Genomic DNA, 15,144 nt, shown 5'->3' with positions numbered 1-15,144 from the left:
TCGCGGTGTCTGAACACCCCGCAGTCTCCCCCTTGGCAAGGCGCCTTCGAGCACGTCAATGAAATTCAAAGCCCCCGCATTCCTGATGGCCCTGGCGCTGGTCGCGCCGCTGGCGTTGGCGGCCAAGGCCGACTCGCCCGCATTGCCTGCTGCGGCCACCGCCGATCAGGTGACCACCTCCAAGCTGGTGTACGGCCTGTTGTCCGACAGTCGTTATGCCTACCGCCCGCGCGCGCTGGACGAGGCCACCTCCAAGGACGTGTTCAAGCGCTATCTGGAAACGCTGGACGGCGGCAAGCAGTACTTCACCCAGGCCGACGTGGCGCGCTTCGCGCCGTTCGAAGCCAACATTTCTTCGGCCATACGTGGCGGCGAGCTGGAGCCGGCGTTCCAGGTATTCGCCGTGTACAAGCAGCGGGTCGGCGAACGCGTGGCCTATGCGCGCAAGCTGCTCAAGCAGGAACCGGACTTCACCGCCGACGAGCGCTTCGAATACGACCGCAAGAAGGTGCCGTGGGCGGCCAGCAGCGCCGAACTGGACGAGCTGTGGCGCAAGTCGGTCAAGAACGATTGGCTGCGCCTGAAGTTGGCCGGCAAGAAGCCCGACGACATCCGCAAGACGCTGGACAAGCGCTATGCGACGCTGCAGAAATCGGTCAACGAACTGAAGGGCGAAGACGTCTTCCAGTTCTTCATGAATTCGTACACCAGCGCGGTCGATCCGCATACCGACTACTTCACCCCGCGCACCGCCGAGAACTTCAACCAGGCGATGTCGCTGTCGCTGGAAGGCATTGGCGCGCAGCTGCAGCGCCAGGACGACGTGGTGGTGATTCGCGAGATCATCGCCGGTGGTCCGGCGGCGGTGGACGGCACGCTGAAGCCGGGTGACCGCATCGTTGGCGTCGGCCAGGGCAAGTCCGGCCTGATCGAGGACGTGATCGGCTGGCGCATCGACGATGTCGTGGCCAAGATCCGCGGCGCCAAGGACACCGAGGTCAAGCTGGAATTCATTCCGGCGGCCGAAGGTGCCGACGGCAAGCATCACACCCTGGTGCTGACCCGGCAGAAGGTGCGCCTGGCCGAACAGGCCGCCAAGGGCGAGACCATGAGCATCCCGGCTGCCAACGGCGAGCCGGCACGCAAGGTCGGCGTGATCAAGCTGCCGACCTTCTACCAGGACTTCGAAGGTCGTCGTCGCAACGCCGCCGACTACGCTTCGGCGACCCGTGACGTGGCCAAGCTGCTGGCCGGCTTCAAGAACGACAAGCTGGACGGCGTGGTACTGGACCTGCGCAACAACGGCGGTGGTTCGCTGGACGAAGCAATTGAACTGACCGGTCTGTTCATCGAGCAGGGCCCGGTGGTGCAGGTGCGTGAATCCGGTGGCCGCATCACCGTCAACAGTGACCGCAACCAGGGCGTGGCCTGGGACGGTCCGCTGGCGGTGTTGATCAACCGTGGCTCGGCCTCGGCCTCCGAGATTTTCGCCGGCGCCATCCAGGACTACGGTCGTGGCCTGGTGATCGGTGAAACCAGCTTCGGCAAGGGCACCGTGCAGAACATCGTCGATCTCGACCGTTGGCCGAGTGGCGAAACCCAGCGCTTCGGCCAGGTCAAGCTGACCATCGCCCAGTTCTTCCGCATCAGCGGCAGCAGCACCCAGCACAAGGGTGTGGTGCCCGACCTGGCGTTCCCGGCCAGCGTCGATGCCACCGAATTCGGCGAGAGCACCTACGACAACGCCCTGCCGTGGACCCGCATTGCTGCCGTGCCGCACACCCAGTACGGCAACTTCGCGCCGCTGCTGCCGAAGCTGGAAACCCGCCATGACGCGCGCATTGCCGCCGACAAGGAATTCCAGTGGTGGAACGAGGACGTGCAGCAGTTCCGCACCGAGGCCGCGAAGAAGTACATCTCGCTCAACGAGGCCACCCGCCGCGCCGAGCGTGAGCGCCAGGACACCCAGCGCAAGGAGCGCCAGGCGATGCGCAAGGAACTGGGCCTGGCCCTGGACCCGCTGGCCGATGACAGCAACGACGACGGCCTGACTGGCAACGAGCGCGACATCGTGAAGGATGCCGCCCGCGAGAAGGCTGCCGAGAAGCGTCCGGATCCGCTGCTGCGCGAGTCGGCCTCGATCCTGGCCGATGCGGTGAACCTGCTGGCCAATGACCGCCCGCTGTCGGCGCAGGTGCTGCCGCAGTCCACCGGCGCTGGTCGCTGGGCGGACTGAGCCGGCGACGGCATGTGATAGCCGAGGGGCCGGCATTGCCGGCCCCTTTCTGTCTGGGGACCTCGTTCACGGTAGCGCCGGGCCGTGCCCGGCGAGCGAAGTGGATCGCGCGCTTCCGCCGGGCATGGCCCGGCGCTACCGGCGCATGAACAGGCTGCAACGACGGGGGCTGGCGGGCGCACTTTCGACCTGCTGCACACGGGCGCGGGACTACCCTTGGCGGTACTGTCCTCGCAGGAGTACCCATGCGGGCCTCTCGTTTTTCCAGTGCTGCCGTAGCCCTCGCCAGCGCTCTGGTCCTGTCGGCCTGCGGTGGTCGTGCCGCCGACAGCACCGTGCTGCGCGAATCCTTTGATTCCGGCGATACCTTCTCGCGCACGGTCGATGGTCGGCCGGCTGATGCCTGCGAAGCGGCGCGGCGCACCCTGCTCAGCCAAGGCTATGCAATCGCCCGTTCCGACGATACGCAGGTGGAAGGCAACAAGAACTTCCAGCCGCGCGAGGATGACCACGAACAGCTGGTGCTGCGCATCTCCTGCGCGCCACGCGGCAGCCAGGCGTTGGTGTTCGTCAGCGCGGTGCAGGACCGCTATGCGTTGAAGAAGAGCCCAACCTCGGCCAGTGTTGGTGTCGGTGCGCTGGGCTCGGTGTCGCTGCCGTTCGGCAGCAATGACGACTCGCTGGTGAAAGTGGCCAGCAGCACGGTCACCGATGCCGAGTTCTATCGCCGCTTCTTCCAGCGCCTGCAACAGTACCTGCCGGCGGCTGCGGGCACGCCATCGCCGTTGCCGCCGCCACCACCCGCTGCAGCTCCCGAGCCCGCACCGGCCCGCACGGACCAGGGCTGAACGTGCACGGCGGGTTGATGGGCGCGGCCCTGATGCTTGCGCCTGTGCTGGGCATGGCGGCCACAGCCGCCGACTGCACGCAGGGGCTGCTGCAGCGGCTGGGCTGGCGTTTCGATGAAGTCGCGCTCAGTACGCCGCAGGAGCACGGCGGCGCGGTGTGTACGCGCGCGTCGCTGGCCGAGGCGCAGGCCGCCGGCGATCTGCGCGTGCGCTGGCCGGCAGACATGCCCGCTGCAACGCGCCAGGCCTTGCTGCAGCGGCTGCTGGATGATCCGGCCACGGTCTGTGCCTATGCGTTCCAGCTGGGCGCAGCCACACAACGTGCGACCTCGGCATTGCAGGCCAATACCCGCTTCCGATTTTCCGGCCCGCAGCTGGGCTGGATCGGCTTCGGCCTGCAGGGCCCACGCGCCCAAGGCTGGCAGCGCACGCGCAGTTTCGGCCGCGGCTATGTTCCCGAGGCGGGCAACAGCCATGCACTGCAGGCCTTCTACGGCGGTGCCGTGCGTGCCGAATGCGGGGTCGGCCGCCAGGTCGCGCAGCTGGCCACGCAACGAGAGCTTTATGGTGATGCCGCGTTCGATACTGAGTTCGCAGCAGATGAACTGTCGATCGGCACCTTCCTCGCCCTGCACGAGACCGACAGCATCCTGCTCGGTGCCCACGCGGGTGATTTCTTCGCTGATGGCAAGGCGGTGCGCACCTCGGCGATGGGACGGCAGGCCTTCGTCGGCGTGCCCGGTTTCATCGAGCACGTGTACGACAAGGGCACGCTGGATGACCTGAGCAACCAGGCCGAGAACTTCGTCGTGGTCGAGGTGGGCGAGGGCGCCGCGCAGGCACTGGCTGAGCATGGCGGCCTGGCCTGGTACGACCAGCGCAATGTTGAACTTTGGACGCTGGCCCAGCGCATTCCGCGCGTCGGCCGGCGCTACTTCGAGCGTCTGTTGTTCGAGCGCGACCCGGACCTTCGTGCACGGCTGGAACCGCGCTACCACGCCACGCTGGCACGCATGGACCAGCTGCTGGACGATCCGTTCTACCAGCAGTTCGTGATCTATGTGCATCCACGCGGTATACGTCCCATCGGCTACCACATCGCCCGCCTGCTCGATCGCAACCCGCGAACGCCGTTTTCGATCGACCTGGCGGTGCACAATCTGCATACCACGCTCTACCGGCGTTGGCGCGAGGCGCAGCTGCGCCACTGCGCGGCTACCGGCAGGCCAGGCAGCCTGACCCTAGACCCCAACTGAAGGTGAAACAATGGATATTGCAATGATCGGCCTCGGCCGCATGGGCGCCAACATGGCCCAGCGCCTGCATCGCGGCGGCCACCGCGTGGTCGGCTACGACCCGGGCGAAGGCGCCCGACAGCGCGCCGCCGAGGCCGGCCTGGAGGTGGTTGATTCGCTGGCCGCCGCAGTTGCCGCGCTGCCGGTGCCGCGCGTGGTGTGGCTGATGGTGCCGGCCGGCGAAACCGTCGACCAGACCCTGGGCCAGCTGACCCCGCACCTGGCCGAGGGTGACATCGTCATTGATGGCGGCAACTCCAACTACCAGGACTCGATCCGCCGCGCGAAGGCGCTGGCCGAGGACGACCTGGGCTATGTCGACTGCGGCACCAGCGGTGGCGTGTGGGGCCTGCAGGAAGGCTACAGCCTGATGGTCGGTGGCGAGGCCTCGGTGGTCGAGCAGATCGCGCCGCTGCTGCGCACCCTGGCCCCGGCCGAGGATCGCGGCTGGGCGCGTGTCGGCCCGTCTGGCGCCGGCCACTTCACCAAGATGGTCCACAACGGCATCGAGTACGGAATGATGCAGGCCTACGCCGAAGGCTTCGCACTGATGGAGCGCAAGCAGGAAATGGAGCTGGACCTGGCCCAGGTGGCCGAGGTGTGGCGCCACGGCAGCGTGGTGCGCTCGTGGCTGCTGGACCTGAGCACCGAAGCCCTAAAGCGCAATCCGTCGTTGGATGGCATTGCACCGTACGTGGAAGACTCCGGCGAAGGCCGCTGGACGGTTGCCGAAGCGATCGCACTGGATGTACCGGCACCGGTGATCACCCTGTCGCTGCTGGAACGCCTGCGCTCGCGCGAATCGAATTCGTTCACCGACCGCCTGCTGTCGGCGATGCGCAACGAGTTCGGCGGCCACGCCATCAAGAAATCGTAAGCACCGCGGTGGGGTCGGACCCCTTCGGCGTTGCCGAAGGGGTCCGACCCCATGAAGCCAGTCGAGCATGGCTCGACTCTACAAAAGCCGTCTCCGATGGTTTCCACGTCGATGTGTCGACCAAGGTCGACACCTACCAACAGCGGCTTGAAACTGTCGAAGGCGGGGTGGGTCCGGTTGCGGGGGCGTGAGCCGCATGGATGCGGCGACCGAGCCTCCATGGACGGATTCACGGCGTCCCCCGCAACCGGACCCACCCCGCCATCCCACGGAATGCCCGCTTTTGACGTTGCCGTTGCCGTTGATTCGGCAGGTGCAGGGCGCAGCCCTGCCGGTCACCCCAACTGAACCCGCCGCCCTTCGCGCGCGCTGTCCATCCCCGCCTGCAGCAACCGCATCAGCTGCAGCGCCTGCATCGGACTGACCGTCGCTTCGCCGTCACCGTGCATCGCCGCAGCGAACTGCGCATACAGCCGCCGGTAGTCACCGGGCAGGTTGTCGACGGTACTGCGCTGTACGTTGTCCTCCGCATCGCAGTGCACCAGCTCACCATGCCGCGGATCGATGCCCCAGCCTGGCGCCCCCGGCGCAACCCCACGCCGCAGCTGCGCTTCCTGCACGTCCAGGCCGTGCTTGATCCAACTGGCTTTGCTGCCATGCACGCTGAAGTGTGGTGTCTGCGCCGCAACCAGCGAACCGGCATGCACGATCGCGCGATGCCGCGGGTAGTGCAGCACCGCGTGGAAGTAATCGATGCCGCTGCCACCTTCGCGCTGCACGGCCAGATCGGCATCGATCGACTGTGGCCAGCCGAACAGCTCCAGCATCTGGTCCAGCAGGTGCGGGCCGAGGTCGTACCACAGGCCACTGCCGGGGCCATCCTGCTCGCGCCAGCGCTCGCGCACCTGTGGCCGGTAGCGGTCGAAGTGCGCATGGCACTCGGCCACGTCGCCGAGCGTACCTTCGGCCAGCAGCGCCTGCAGGGTGAGGAAATCGGCATCGAAGCGCCGGTTCTGGAACACGGTGGCGATGCGTCCGGCATCACGTGCCGCAGCCAGCACCGCTTCGGCTTCAGCGACATCCAGCGCGAACGGCTTGTCGACCAGCACGTGCTTGCCCGCGGCCAACGCCGCGATGGCCAGCGGCGCGTGCTGTTCGTTCGGTGTGGCAATCACTACCGCATCCACTGCAGGATCGTCGAACACTTCCTGCGGCGTGGCACGCACGTGCACGTCGCTGAACGCGCGCAACAGGGTGTCGCGCTGCGAACTGACGATGCTGTGCAGCACCAGGCCGGGCGTGTGCTGGATCAGTGGCGCATGGAAGACACGGCCGGCGAGGCCGTAGCCGATCAGGGCCAGTTGCAGGTCGGGGCGCATGGCAGAGCTCCGGCAGTGGGGAAGGGCAGGGTAAACGACGGGGCATGGCAGGCCAAAACTGAACCGTTGCCGTTGGAAACGCTTCGATTCACGGCGGCATGACCGTAACGCCACGCCTGCTCTACGCCGGTGTGTCCAGACTGGCAGCACATCCCGAAGGAGTACGACACGATGAGCAATACCACCCGCACGCTGATCGCTTCCGCCCTGACGCTGGGCCTGGCGCTGTCCTCCTCGGCTGCATTCGCCAAGGATCCGGCCGCGAAGAGCCCGCCGACCAGCACCCATCCGGCCACCCACGCCGACCGCCATGATTCCAACGAGCCGGTGACCGACAGCTGGATCACCACCAAGGTGAAGGCCGACCTGCTGGCCAGCAGCAACGTCCCGGGCACCGAAATCAAGGTGGAAACGGTGAATGGCGTGGTCAGCCTGAGCGGTGCCGTGGCCACCCAGGCCGAGAAAGACAAGGCGGTCACCACCGCCAAGGGCATCAAGGGCGTGACCCGCGTCGATGCCGCCGCATTGAAGGTCAGCGCGGCCGCCAAGCGCTGAACCCGGTGGGCGCCCCGCGTGGGGCGCCCGCTGCTATGTAGAGCCGAGCCCATGCTCGGCTCTACAGCACCGGATTCCGAACCCGTTCAGCCAACCCGGCTGGAAACTCCAGAGTTGTGACCGCCTGCGCTATATTGCCCGTTCCGCCGCAGCCGGGCCGGTATCGGCCTATGCTCCGCGGCCGTGCTGACGAGGAACTATGGCGCAGGTTTTCAGTGACGACGTCTGGGATCGCTGGCGATTGCCGGCCCTGGCGCTGGCGGCTGCCGCGATCATCGTGGTGCCGTGGTTGACCCTGCGCAAACTGCAGCAGGACAACGAACAAGCGATGGCCTGGGTCAACCACACCCAGGCCGTGGGCGTGGCCCTGCAACAGCTGCAGGCCGATGTCCGCGATGTCGAATCGGCTGCGCTGACGCTGTCCAAGGGTGTGGACGCACCGGGCCTGCGTGAACGCATGGCCAAAGCGAATGAAATACCGGGCCGCCTGGCCCAGCTCGGCCGCATGACCCGCGATAATCCCGAACAGCTGATCCGCATTGGCCGCATCGAGTCGATGCTGGACGGGCGCCTGGCGGTGGCGCGCGAACTGGCCAAGTCCGAACCGAACAGCGACCAGCGCGAACTGGTGCAGGACCTGAGCACGCGTTACCCGATCCGTGGCCTGGTTGAGGAACTGCAGGCCAGCGAGGAAAAGTTGCTGGCACTTCGCGCCGAGCAGGCCGCACGCCAGCGCAGGCAGACCGAGTTTGTTTCCTGGAGCTCGCTGGTGGTGCAGCTGGCCCTGCTGGGCCTGGTGCTGTGGTTGTTGCAGCGTCAGATCGGCCGCCGCCTGCACGCCGAACGGCAATCGCAGCGCTCGGCCGCGCGCGCTGCGTCGGTACTGCAGACCGTGCGTGAGCCGATCGTGCTGCTGGATCGTGAGTTGCGCGTACAGCTGCACAATCCTGCATTCGCTGAGCTGTACGGGTTGCAGGATGAGCGGGCCGATGGCCTGCTGCTGGAATCGGTCGGTGATGGCGCCTGGCGGGATCCGGTCATGCGCCAGCGCCTGTCCGATGTGCTGCTGCGTGGCCGCGAACTGTGGGACTTCGAGCACGAACAGCGCGCCGCCGATGGCATGGTGCGCTACATGCTGCTCAACGCCCGGCGCATGCCACTGCCCGATACCGATGACGAAGTGGTGCTGATGACCGTCAGTGACGTTACCGTGCAGCGGGCCGTGCAGCTGCGCGTGGAAGAGCTGAACCGCCAGCTGGAAGGCAAGGTGGCACAGGTATCTGAGGTCAATCGCGAACTGGAGGCGTTCAGCTATTCGGTCTCGCATGACCTGCGTGCGCCGCTGCGCCATGTTGCCGGTTTCTCCGACAAGCTGTCGCGCCATCTGGGTGAACAGGCCGACGACAAGAGCCGCCATTACCTTGAAGTGATCTCCAGTTCGGCGCGGCGCATGGCAGCCCTGATCGACGACCTGCTGGTCTACTCGCGCCTGGGGCGCGTGGCGATGCGCCAGCAGGCGGTGGACATGCAGTCGCTGGTGGCCGATACCCGTGCCATGCTCGATTCCAACCTGCAGGCCGAGGCCGAAAACAGCGGCCATGCGCATCAGGTGGAGTGGAGCATCGCACCGCTGCCGATCGTGGTCGGCGATGAAAACATGATCCGCCAGGTCTGGCTGAACCTGCTCGGCAACGCGGTGAAGTACTCGGGCAACCGCGAGCCGGCAAAGATCCGCGTTGACTACCAGCTGCAGCCCGACGGTGGCCATCAGTTCACGGTCAGCGACAATGGTGCAGGCTTTGACATGGCGTACGCCGCCAAACTGTTCGGTGTGTTCCAGCGCCTGCACAAGGCCAGCGACTACCCGGGTACCGGCATCGGCCTGGCCAGCGTGCGCCGCGTGCTGACCCGCCATGGCGGCCGTATCTGGGCAGAAGCCGAGCCTGACGTCGGCGCCACCTTCCACTTCTACCTGCCTCCCGCGATCGACGCGGACAAACAAGGTCCCTCTGCATGACGACTCTGCGCACCATCCTTCTCGCCGAAGACAGCCCGGCCGATGCCGAAATGGCAATCGACGCTCTGGAAGAGGCGCGTCTGGCCAATCCCATCGTGCACGTCGAAGACGGCGTGGAAGTGATGGATTACCTGCTGCGCCGCGGCGCCTTCGCCAACCGTGAGGAAGGCCTGCCGGCGGTGTTGCTGCTGGACATCAAGATGCCGCGCATGGATGGCCTGGAAGTGCTGCGGCAGATCCGCGAGCACGAAGAACTCAAGCGCCTGCCGGTGGTGATCCTGTCGTCCTCGCGCGAGGAAAGCGACCTCGCCCGCAGCTGGGACATGGGCGTGAACGCCTACGTGGTCAAGCCGGTGGACGTGGACCAGTTCTTTGGCGCGGTGCAGACCCTGGGCAAGTTCTGGGCGTTGATCAACCAGGCACCGGAACTCGAGTGAGCCCATGCCCCTGACCGGTCCCGCCCTGGGGGCGCTGCGCATCCTGCTGGTGGAAGATTCCCCGGAAGATGCCGAGCTGATGTCCGAACAGATGCTCGATGCGGGCCTGGAAGCCCGTTTCGAGCGTGTCGAGAGCGAGGTCGAGCTGCGCCAGGCGCTGGCTGCGTTCGTGCCGGACATCGTGCTGTCCGACCTGAGCATGCCGGGATTCTCCGGTGACGATGCACTGCGCATCGTGCGCGAGACCTCACCGGAAGTGCCCTTCATCTTCGTCTCCGGCACCATGGGTGAGGAGAACGCGGTGGCGGCGCTGCAGAAGGGTGCCAACGACTACATCATCAAGCACCTGCCGGCGCGCCTGCCGTCGGCGGTGGCGCGCGCGATCCGCGAGGCGCGCAGTGCGGTTGAACGCGCACGCGTGGAAACCGAGCTGATGCGCGCGCAGCGGCTGGAGAGCCTGTCGCTGCTCGCCGCCGGCCTCAGCCATGACCTGCGCAACATCCTGCAGCCGCTGCTGATCATGCCGGACCTGCTGAAGGCCCGTACCGACGATCCACAGCTGCACCACCTGGCCGATGTCATCGCCGAGTGCGGCCGTCGTGGCCACGAGATGGCCGAATCCATGCTGTCGTTCGTGCGTGGCTCGCGCAAGCCGAGTGAACGCATCGAGATCGATGGCCTGTTCGATGCGGTGGCACTGCTGTTGCGCAGCAACGTGCCCGATGCCGTGCGTCTGGAACTGCAGGTGCAGGACCAGGGCCTGGTGGTCGATGCCAATTACACCGAGTTGCAGCAGGTGATGTTGAATCTGGCGCTCAACGCGATCCAGGCGATGCCCAACGGTGGCCGGCTGAGCCTGACCGCCAGCCATGCCGGCCAGCGCGATGGCGTGGACTGGATGCAGATCCGTGTGGTCGATGAGGGCATCGGCATGGATGCGGACACGCTCTCGCACCTGTTCAACCCGTTCTTCACCACCAAGGCCGATGGCACCGGCCTGGGCCTGATTTCCTGCAAGCGCATCGTTGAAGGTGCCGGCGGCAGCATCCACGTCAGCAGCCAGCCGGGGCAGGGAACGTGTTTTGAACTGCGACTGCCGATGCACGAGGCCATTGATGGCAGCGAGCCGATCGAGCAGCTGGTGGCGCTGGGCAGTGGCCAGTCGATCCTGGTGGTCGATGGCGAAGCCACCCGCCTGTCGCTGCTCGGTAATGCGCTGTCCAGCCAGGGCTATCAGCTGCAGTTGGCATCCGATGGTCCGGCGGCGCTGCGCTGGATGCAGCAGGAGGCGTTGCCGGCACTGGTGATCGCCGACGCCGGTTCCAAGCTGCTGCCGGCCAGCCAGCTGCTGGGCGAGATGGCTGTACTGGGCTATCGCGGCCCGGCGCTGGTGCTGGAAGACGCAACGGTGGATGTATCGGCCGATGCATTCCCCGCTGGCGTGGAAGTGCACGTGCTGCGCAAGCCGCTGCAGATGCAGCAGGTGTTCCGCGCGGTGGCCGAAGCGCTGGGCTGACTGCGCCTCGCCGGGCATGGCCCGGCGCTACCGAAGGTTGTGGGTAGCGCCGGGCCATGCCCGGCGGCAGGTCAGACCGGGCGATCCGTGGTTTCCCACGGAAACCGCGGCAGGCTGTCCACCGCCTGCTCCAGCCGTCGCGACCAGTTCTGGTGGATGTCGGCATACAGCGCTGAATCCGCACCCAGCCGCAGCTGCTGGCCGATGCGCAGTTCGCCATCGCGCAGCAGCGCCAGGTCGATCGGCAGGCCCACCGACAGGTTGGAGCGGATGGTGGAGTCCAGCGAGACGATGGCCGTGCGTGCGGCATCTTCCAGACGTGTTGCCGGGCTGAGGATGCGGTCGAGGATCGGCTTGCCGTACTTGGATTCGCCGATCTGCAGGTAGGGCGTCTCCGGCGAGGCGGCGATGGCGTTGCCCAACGGGTAGACCATGTACAACCCTGGGCGTTCACCGGCAACCTGGCCGCCGAAGATCAGCGTGGCCTGGGTGTTGACCCCGTCATGGCCGTGCTCGCTGTGCTCGGTCTTGACCTGGCTGTCGACCAGCAACTGGCCAACGTAGGCTGCGGCCTCGAACAGGTGGGCCATGTCACGCAGGTTGGGCGTACGCCGCTCGTCGGCGTCGCGGACCAGGCGCGACACCAGCAGCTGGGTGGTGGCCAGGTTGCCAGCCGCCATCAGTACGTAGGCTGCCTGGCCGGGGTACTCGAACACGTGCAGCTTGCGGTGCACGCGCACATCGTCCAGCGAGGCATTGGTCCGGGTGTCGGCGGCGAAGACCAGGCCCTCGTCCACCTCGATTCCAACGCAATAGGTCATGTCGGTGCCCTATCATGTGCGTCCCGGATTGTAGGCAGGCCGCCGTGACGACGGCATGTCCACGCCCCCCAAGTGCCGTCACCTGAACCGCATGACCACCGTGCTCCTGAGCCTGGGCAGCAACGTCCAGCCCCGCCGCTACCTCCACGCCGCGGTGACGGCCCTGCGCGAGCGCTTCGGCGCGCTGCAGGTGTCACCCGCCTACCGTACTGCTGCGGTCGGCTTCGATGGCCCGGCCTTCCTCAACAATGCGGTGGCGATCGAGACCGACCTGCCACTGCAGGAACTGGACAACTGGCTGCATGCGCTGGAAGACGCGCAAGGGCGTGACCGCAGTGGCCCGCGCTTTTCCGACCGGACCCTGGACATCGATGTGGTGTTCTACGGCGACCTGGTGGTGGAGGGCCCCGGCCACCTGCGCATCCCTCGCCCGGAGCTGAAGCATGCCTTCGTACTGAAGCCGCTGGCGGACATCGCGCCGGAGTTCGTTGACCCGGTCAGCGGCCAGGACCTGGCCACGCTGTGGCGTGCGCACAGGCAGTTTGGCGAAGCGTTCGAGGTCGTGGACCTCGAATGATGGCCGCTGCGCTCGCCGGGCATGGCCCGGCGCTACGGATCTACGTGACCCGGTAGCGCCGGGCCATGCCCGGCGGATCGTCAGCTGACCGTACGCCCGCCATCCACGCGCAGGGTATGGCCGGTGACGAAGCTGGCATCGGCCACCAGCCAGTACACCGCCTCGGCGATCTCTTCCACGGTGCCGATCCGCGCCAGCGGCGTGCGCGCCAGCAGCGCCTCGCGGGCGAAATCGTCCTTGCCCTGTTCCGGCCACAGGATCGCGCCGGGGGCCACTGCGTTGACCCGCACCTTCGGCGCCAGTTCCAGCGCCAGCGAGCGGGTGGCCATCTCCAGCGCGGCCTTGGCCATCGTGTAGGCGATGTGGTCGCGCATCGGGTCGGTGCCGTGCAGGTCGGTCAGGTTGACGATGCAGCCGTGCTGGCGGCGCAGGTACGGAGCTGCCGCCTGTGACAGCAGCAGTGGCGCCCGTGCGTTGACTGCATACAGCTCGTCCATCGCCTCGGCGGTGACCTGGCCCAGCGGGGTAGGGAAGAAGTTGGAGGCGTTGTTGACCAGCGCATCCAGGCGGCCGAAGTGGGTCACGGCCTGTTCCACCAGATCGGTCAGGGCATCGGCGTCACGCAGGTCGGCCTGCAGCGCCAGCACGCTGCCGGGGCGCACGTTGTCGAAATCGAACGCGGCCTGCTGCAGCTCGGCGCTGGAGGTGTTGGCATGCAGCACCACCGACCAGCCACAGGCATGGAACTGGCGGGCAATGGCCGCACCGATCCGGCGCGCGCTGCCGGTGATCAGGACCACGGGGGTGGTGTCGCTCATCGAGGGTCCTCCAAGGCTCGGCTATCCTGTGCACCATTGTCACCGCATTCGAAGACGCCATGCAGCCCACGTTCCCTCTGCCCGAAGCCGATGCCCTGGCCCACAGCGACCAGCTGGCCGCCGCCCTGCGCGCTGAAATCCTTGCGCAGGGCGGGGCGATGCCGTTCTCGCGGTTCATGGAGCTGTGCCTGTATGCCCCCGGCTGGGGCTATTACAGCGCCGGCGCCAGCAAGTTCGGCGGCAGCGGCGATTTCACCACCGCGCCCGAGCTCGGCAGCCTGTTCGCCGGCAGCGTGGCCAATGCGCTGGCCCCGGTGTTCGCCCAGTTGGGCGCTCAGGCGCGCATGCTGGAGCTGGGCGGCGGCACCGGCGCCTTCGCCGAAGCGGTGCTGCTGCGCCTGGCCGAGCTGGACGCACTGCCGGCGCGCTACGCCATCCTCGAACCCAGTGCGGACCTGCGCGAGCGCCAGCAGCAGCGCCTGCAGCAGAACCTGCCGGCCGAGCTGGCCGCGCGCGTGGACTGGGTCGACCGCCCGTTTGAAGAGGATTGGGAGGGCGTGGTGTTCGCCAACGAGGTGATCGACGCGCTGCCGACTCCACGCTTCCTGATCAGGGACGGCGAGGTCTACGAGGAAACCGTCGAGCTCGATGGCGATGGCAACTTCATCCGCGGTGCGCAGCCGGCCGACGTCCTGCTCAACGGTGCGGTGCGCCATCTTGAACGCTACCTGGAAAAGCCTTTTGCCGAGGGCTACCGCTCCGAAGTGCTGCCGCAGCTGCCGTACTGGCTGCAGGCGGTGGCCGGTGGCCTGCAGCGTGGCGCGATGCTGTTCGTCGACTACGGCTACAACCGTGGCGAGTTCTACATGGAAGATCGCGATGACGGCACCGTGCGCGCGTTCTATCGCCAGCACGTGCACAACGAGATCTACCGCTGGCCGGGCCTGCAGGACATCACGGCGTCGGTGGATTTCACCGCGATGGCCGAGGCCGGCATGCACGCCGGTTTCGAGCTGGCCGGTTACTGCAGCCAGGCCAGTTTCCTGCTTGGCAACGGCCTGGACCAGGTGCTGCTGCTGGCCGAGGAACGCACCGATGAAGTGGGGCGCATCCAGCTGCGTGACCAGGTGAAGAAGCTGACCCTGCCGACCGAGATGGGCGAGCGCTTCCAGGCCATCGGCCTGCAGCGCGACGTCGATTTCGAGCCGGCGTTCGAGCTGGGCGACCTGAGTTGGCGCCTGTGAGCCACGCGTTGCCGGTGATCAAGCCGCTGCAGCGGCCGCGCCTGTGGGCCGTGCTGTGGGCGCTGGCGGTGCTGCTGGTGATCGTGGTCTGCCTGATCCCGCCGCCGCCGATTCCGCTGCCGGAAAACAGCGACAAGGGCGAGCACTTCCTCGCCTATTTCATCCTCGCCGGCAGCGCGGTGCAGCTGTTCCGTCGCGGCCGCCCGCTGCTGTGGGTGGGCGTGGGCCTGGTACTGATGGGCATCGGTATCGAGTTCGCGCAGGGCGCGCTGACCAGCAATCGCATGGCCGACCCGATGGATGCCATCGCCAATACGATCGGCGTGTTGGCCGGTATGGTCACCGCGCTGACCCCGCTGCGCGACCTGCTGCTGCGCTGGCGCGGGTAAAGGCGTGCTGTAGAGCCGAGCCCATGCTCGGCTTTCCGGTTGAAAAGCAGCCGAGCATGGGCTCGGCTCTACAGTAGATCCACGCCGCGCCTGGATGGAATTTCAGTAGATCCACGCCGCGCGTGGATGAACTGC

14 protein-coding genes are annotated in these 15,144 nt (G+C 66.9%); 11 read left to right on the top strand and 3 right to left on the bottom strand.

What is annotated here, in order from left to right:
* Nucleotides 1-58 precede the first annotated feature (58 nt).
* From SMAL_RS17485 to gnd, 4 genes are all read left to right on the top strand, one after another.
* Nucleotides 59-2,236 carry a carboxy terminal-processing peptidase gene (locus tag SMAL_RS17485; RefSeq protein WP_012512123.1) on the top strand — a complete coding sequence of 726 codons (2,178 nt, stop codon included), beginning with the start codon at nt 59-61 and terminating at the stop codon, nt 2,234-2,236.
* A 245-nt stretch (nt 2,237-2,481) separates the two neighbouring features.
* Complete coding sequence (locus SMAL_RS17480) at nt 2,482-3,084, top strand: DUF2242 domain-containing protein (RefSeq protein WP_006392232.1); 603 nt, start codon at nt 2,482-2,484, stop codon at nt 3,082-3,084.
* A gap of 17 nt (nt 3,085-3,101) precedes the next feature.
* On the top strand, nt 3,102-4,340 hold the full coding sequence (locus SMAL_RS17475; protein ID WP_012512122.1) for a hypothetical protein: 1,239 nt from the start codon (nt 3,102-3,104) through the stop codon (nt 4,338-4,340).
* A 10-nt stretch (nt 4,341-4,350) separates the two neighbouring features.
* Nucleotides 4,351-5,256 carry a phosphogluconate dehydrogenase (NAD(+)-dependent, decarboxylating) gene (gnd, locus tag SMAL_RS17470; protein ID WP_006470430.1) on the top strand — a complete coding sequence of 302 codons (906 nt, stop codon included), beginning with the start codon at nt 4,351-4,353 and terminating at the stop codon, nt 5,254-5,256.
* 335 nt (nt 5,257-5,591) lie between these two features.
* Here the strand turns inward: gnd and SMAL_RS17465 are convergent, their stop codons facing one another.
* Nucleotides 5,592-6,635, bottom strand: a complete 1,044-nt coding sequence (locus SMAL_RS17465) for an oxidoreductase (protein WP_012512121.1) — start codon at nt 6,633-6,635, stop codon at nt 5,592-5,594.
* 171 nt (nt 6,636-6,806) lie between these two features.
* Between SMAL_RS17465 and SMAL_RS17460 the strand changes: the two genes are divergently transcribed.
* The 4 genes from SMAL_RS17460 to SMAL_RS17445 all read left to right on the top strand — a co-directional run bounded on the left by SMAL_RS17460 (nt 6,807) and on the right by SMAL_RS17445 (nt 11,160).
* Nucleotides 6,807-7,190, top strand: a complete 384-nt coding sequence (locus SMAL_RS17460; protein WP_012512120.1) for a BON domain-containing protein — start codon at nt 6,807-6,809, stop codon at nt 7,188-7,190.
* Nucleotides 7,191-7,389: 199 nt separating this feature from the next.
* The gene (locus SMAL_RS17455; protein ID WP_006392039.1) at nt 7,390-9,207 is read left to right on the top strand and encodes a sensor histidine kinase; all 1,818 of its coding nucleotides are present in this window, start codon (nt 7,390-7,392) and stop codon (nt 9,205-9,207) included.
* The gene (locus tag SMAL_RS17450) at nt 9,204-9,644 is read left to right on the top strand and encodes a response regulator (protein ID WP_005411057.1); all 441 of its coding nucleotides are present in this window, start codon (nt 9,204-9,206) and stop codon (nt 9,642-9,644) included. Before SMAL_RS17455 ends, SMAL_RS17450 begins: the two co-directional genes overlap by 4 nt.
* A gap of 4 nt (nt 9,645-9,648) precedes the next feature.
* Nucleotides 9,649-11,160 (top strand): ATP-binding response regulator, encoded by a 1,512-nt coding sequence (locus SMAL_RS17445; RefSeq protein WP_012512119.1) that lies wholly within the window; start codon nt 9,649-9,651, stop codon nt 11,158-11,160.
* A 71-nt stretch (nt 11,161-11,231) separates the two neighbouring features.
* Here SMAL_RS17445 and SMAL_RS17440 read toward each other — a convergent pair whose 3' ends face one another.
* Nucleotides 11,232-11,981, bottom strand: coding sequence for a proteasome-type protease (locus tag SMAL_RS17440; protein ID WP_012512118.1), 750 nt, complete (start codon nt 11,979-11,981; stop codon nt 11,232-11,234).
* A gap of 91 nt (nt 11,982-12,072) precedes the next feature.
* Between SMAL_RS17440 and folK the strand changes: the two genes are divergently transcribed.
* Nucleotides 12,073-12,558 carry a 2-amino-4-hydroxy-6-hydroxymethyldihydropteridine diphosphokinase gene (folK, locus tag SMAL_RS17435; protein WP_041864585.1) on the top strand — a complete coding sequence of 162 codons (486 nt, stop codon included), beginning with the start codon at nt 12,073-12,075 and terminating at the stop codon, nt 12,556-12,558.
* 80 nt (nt 12,559-12,638) lie between these two features.
* Here the strand turns inward: folK and SMAL_RS17430 are convergent, their stop codons facing one another.
* Entirely contained in the window at nt 12,639-13,376 is a 738-nt protein-coding gene (locus SMAL_RS17430) for a pteridine reductase (RefSeq protein WP_006391894.1), read from the bottom strand.
* A 59-nt stretch (nt 13,377-13,435) separates the two neighbouring features.
* On the opposite strand from SMAL_RS17430, the gene SMAL_RS17425 reads away from it, so the two are divergent.
* Nucleotides 13,436-14,620, top strand: coding sequence for a class I SAM-dependent methyltransferase (locus SMAL_RS17425; protein ID WP_012512116.1), 1,185 nt, complete (start codon nt 13,436-13,438; stop codon nt 14,618-14,620).
* Nucleotides 14,617-15,009, top strand: coding sequence for a VanZ family protein (locus SMAL_RS17420; protein WP_012512115.1), 393 nt, complete (start codon nt 14,617-14,619; stop codon nt 15,007-15,009). Before SMAL_RS17425 ends, SMAL_RS17420 begins: the two co-directional genes overlap by 4 nt.
* Nucleotides 15,010-15,144 lie beyond the last annotated feature (135 nt).

It is taken from the genome of Stenotrophomonas maltophilia R551-3 (assembly GCF_000020665.1).
GTDB classification, from domain to species: domain Bacteria; phylum Pseudomonadota; class Gammaproteobacteria; order Xanthomonadales; family Xanthomonadaceae; genus Stenotrophomonas; species Stenotrophomonas maltophilia_L.
Note: the sequence above shows the minus strand (reverse complement) of the source record. Positions and strands in the feature narration are given on the sequence as shown.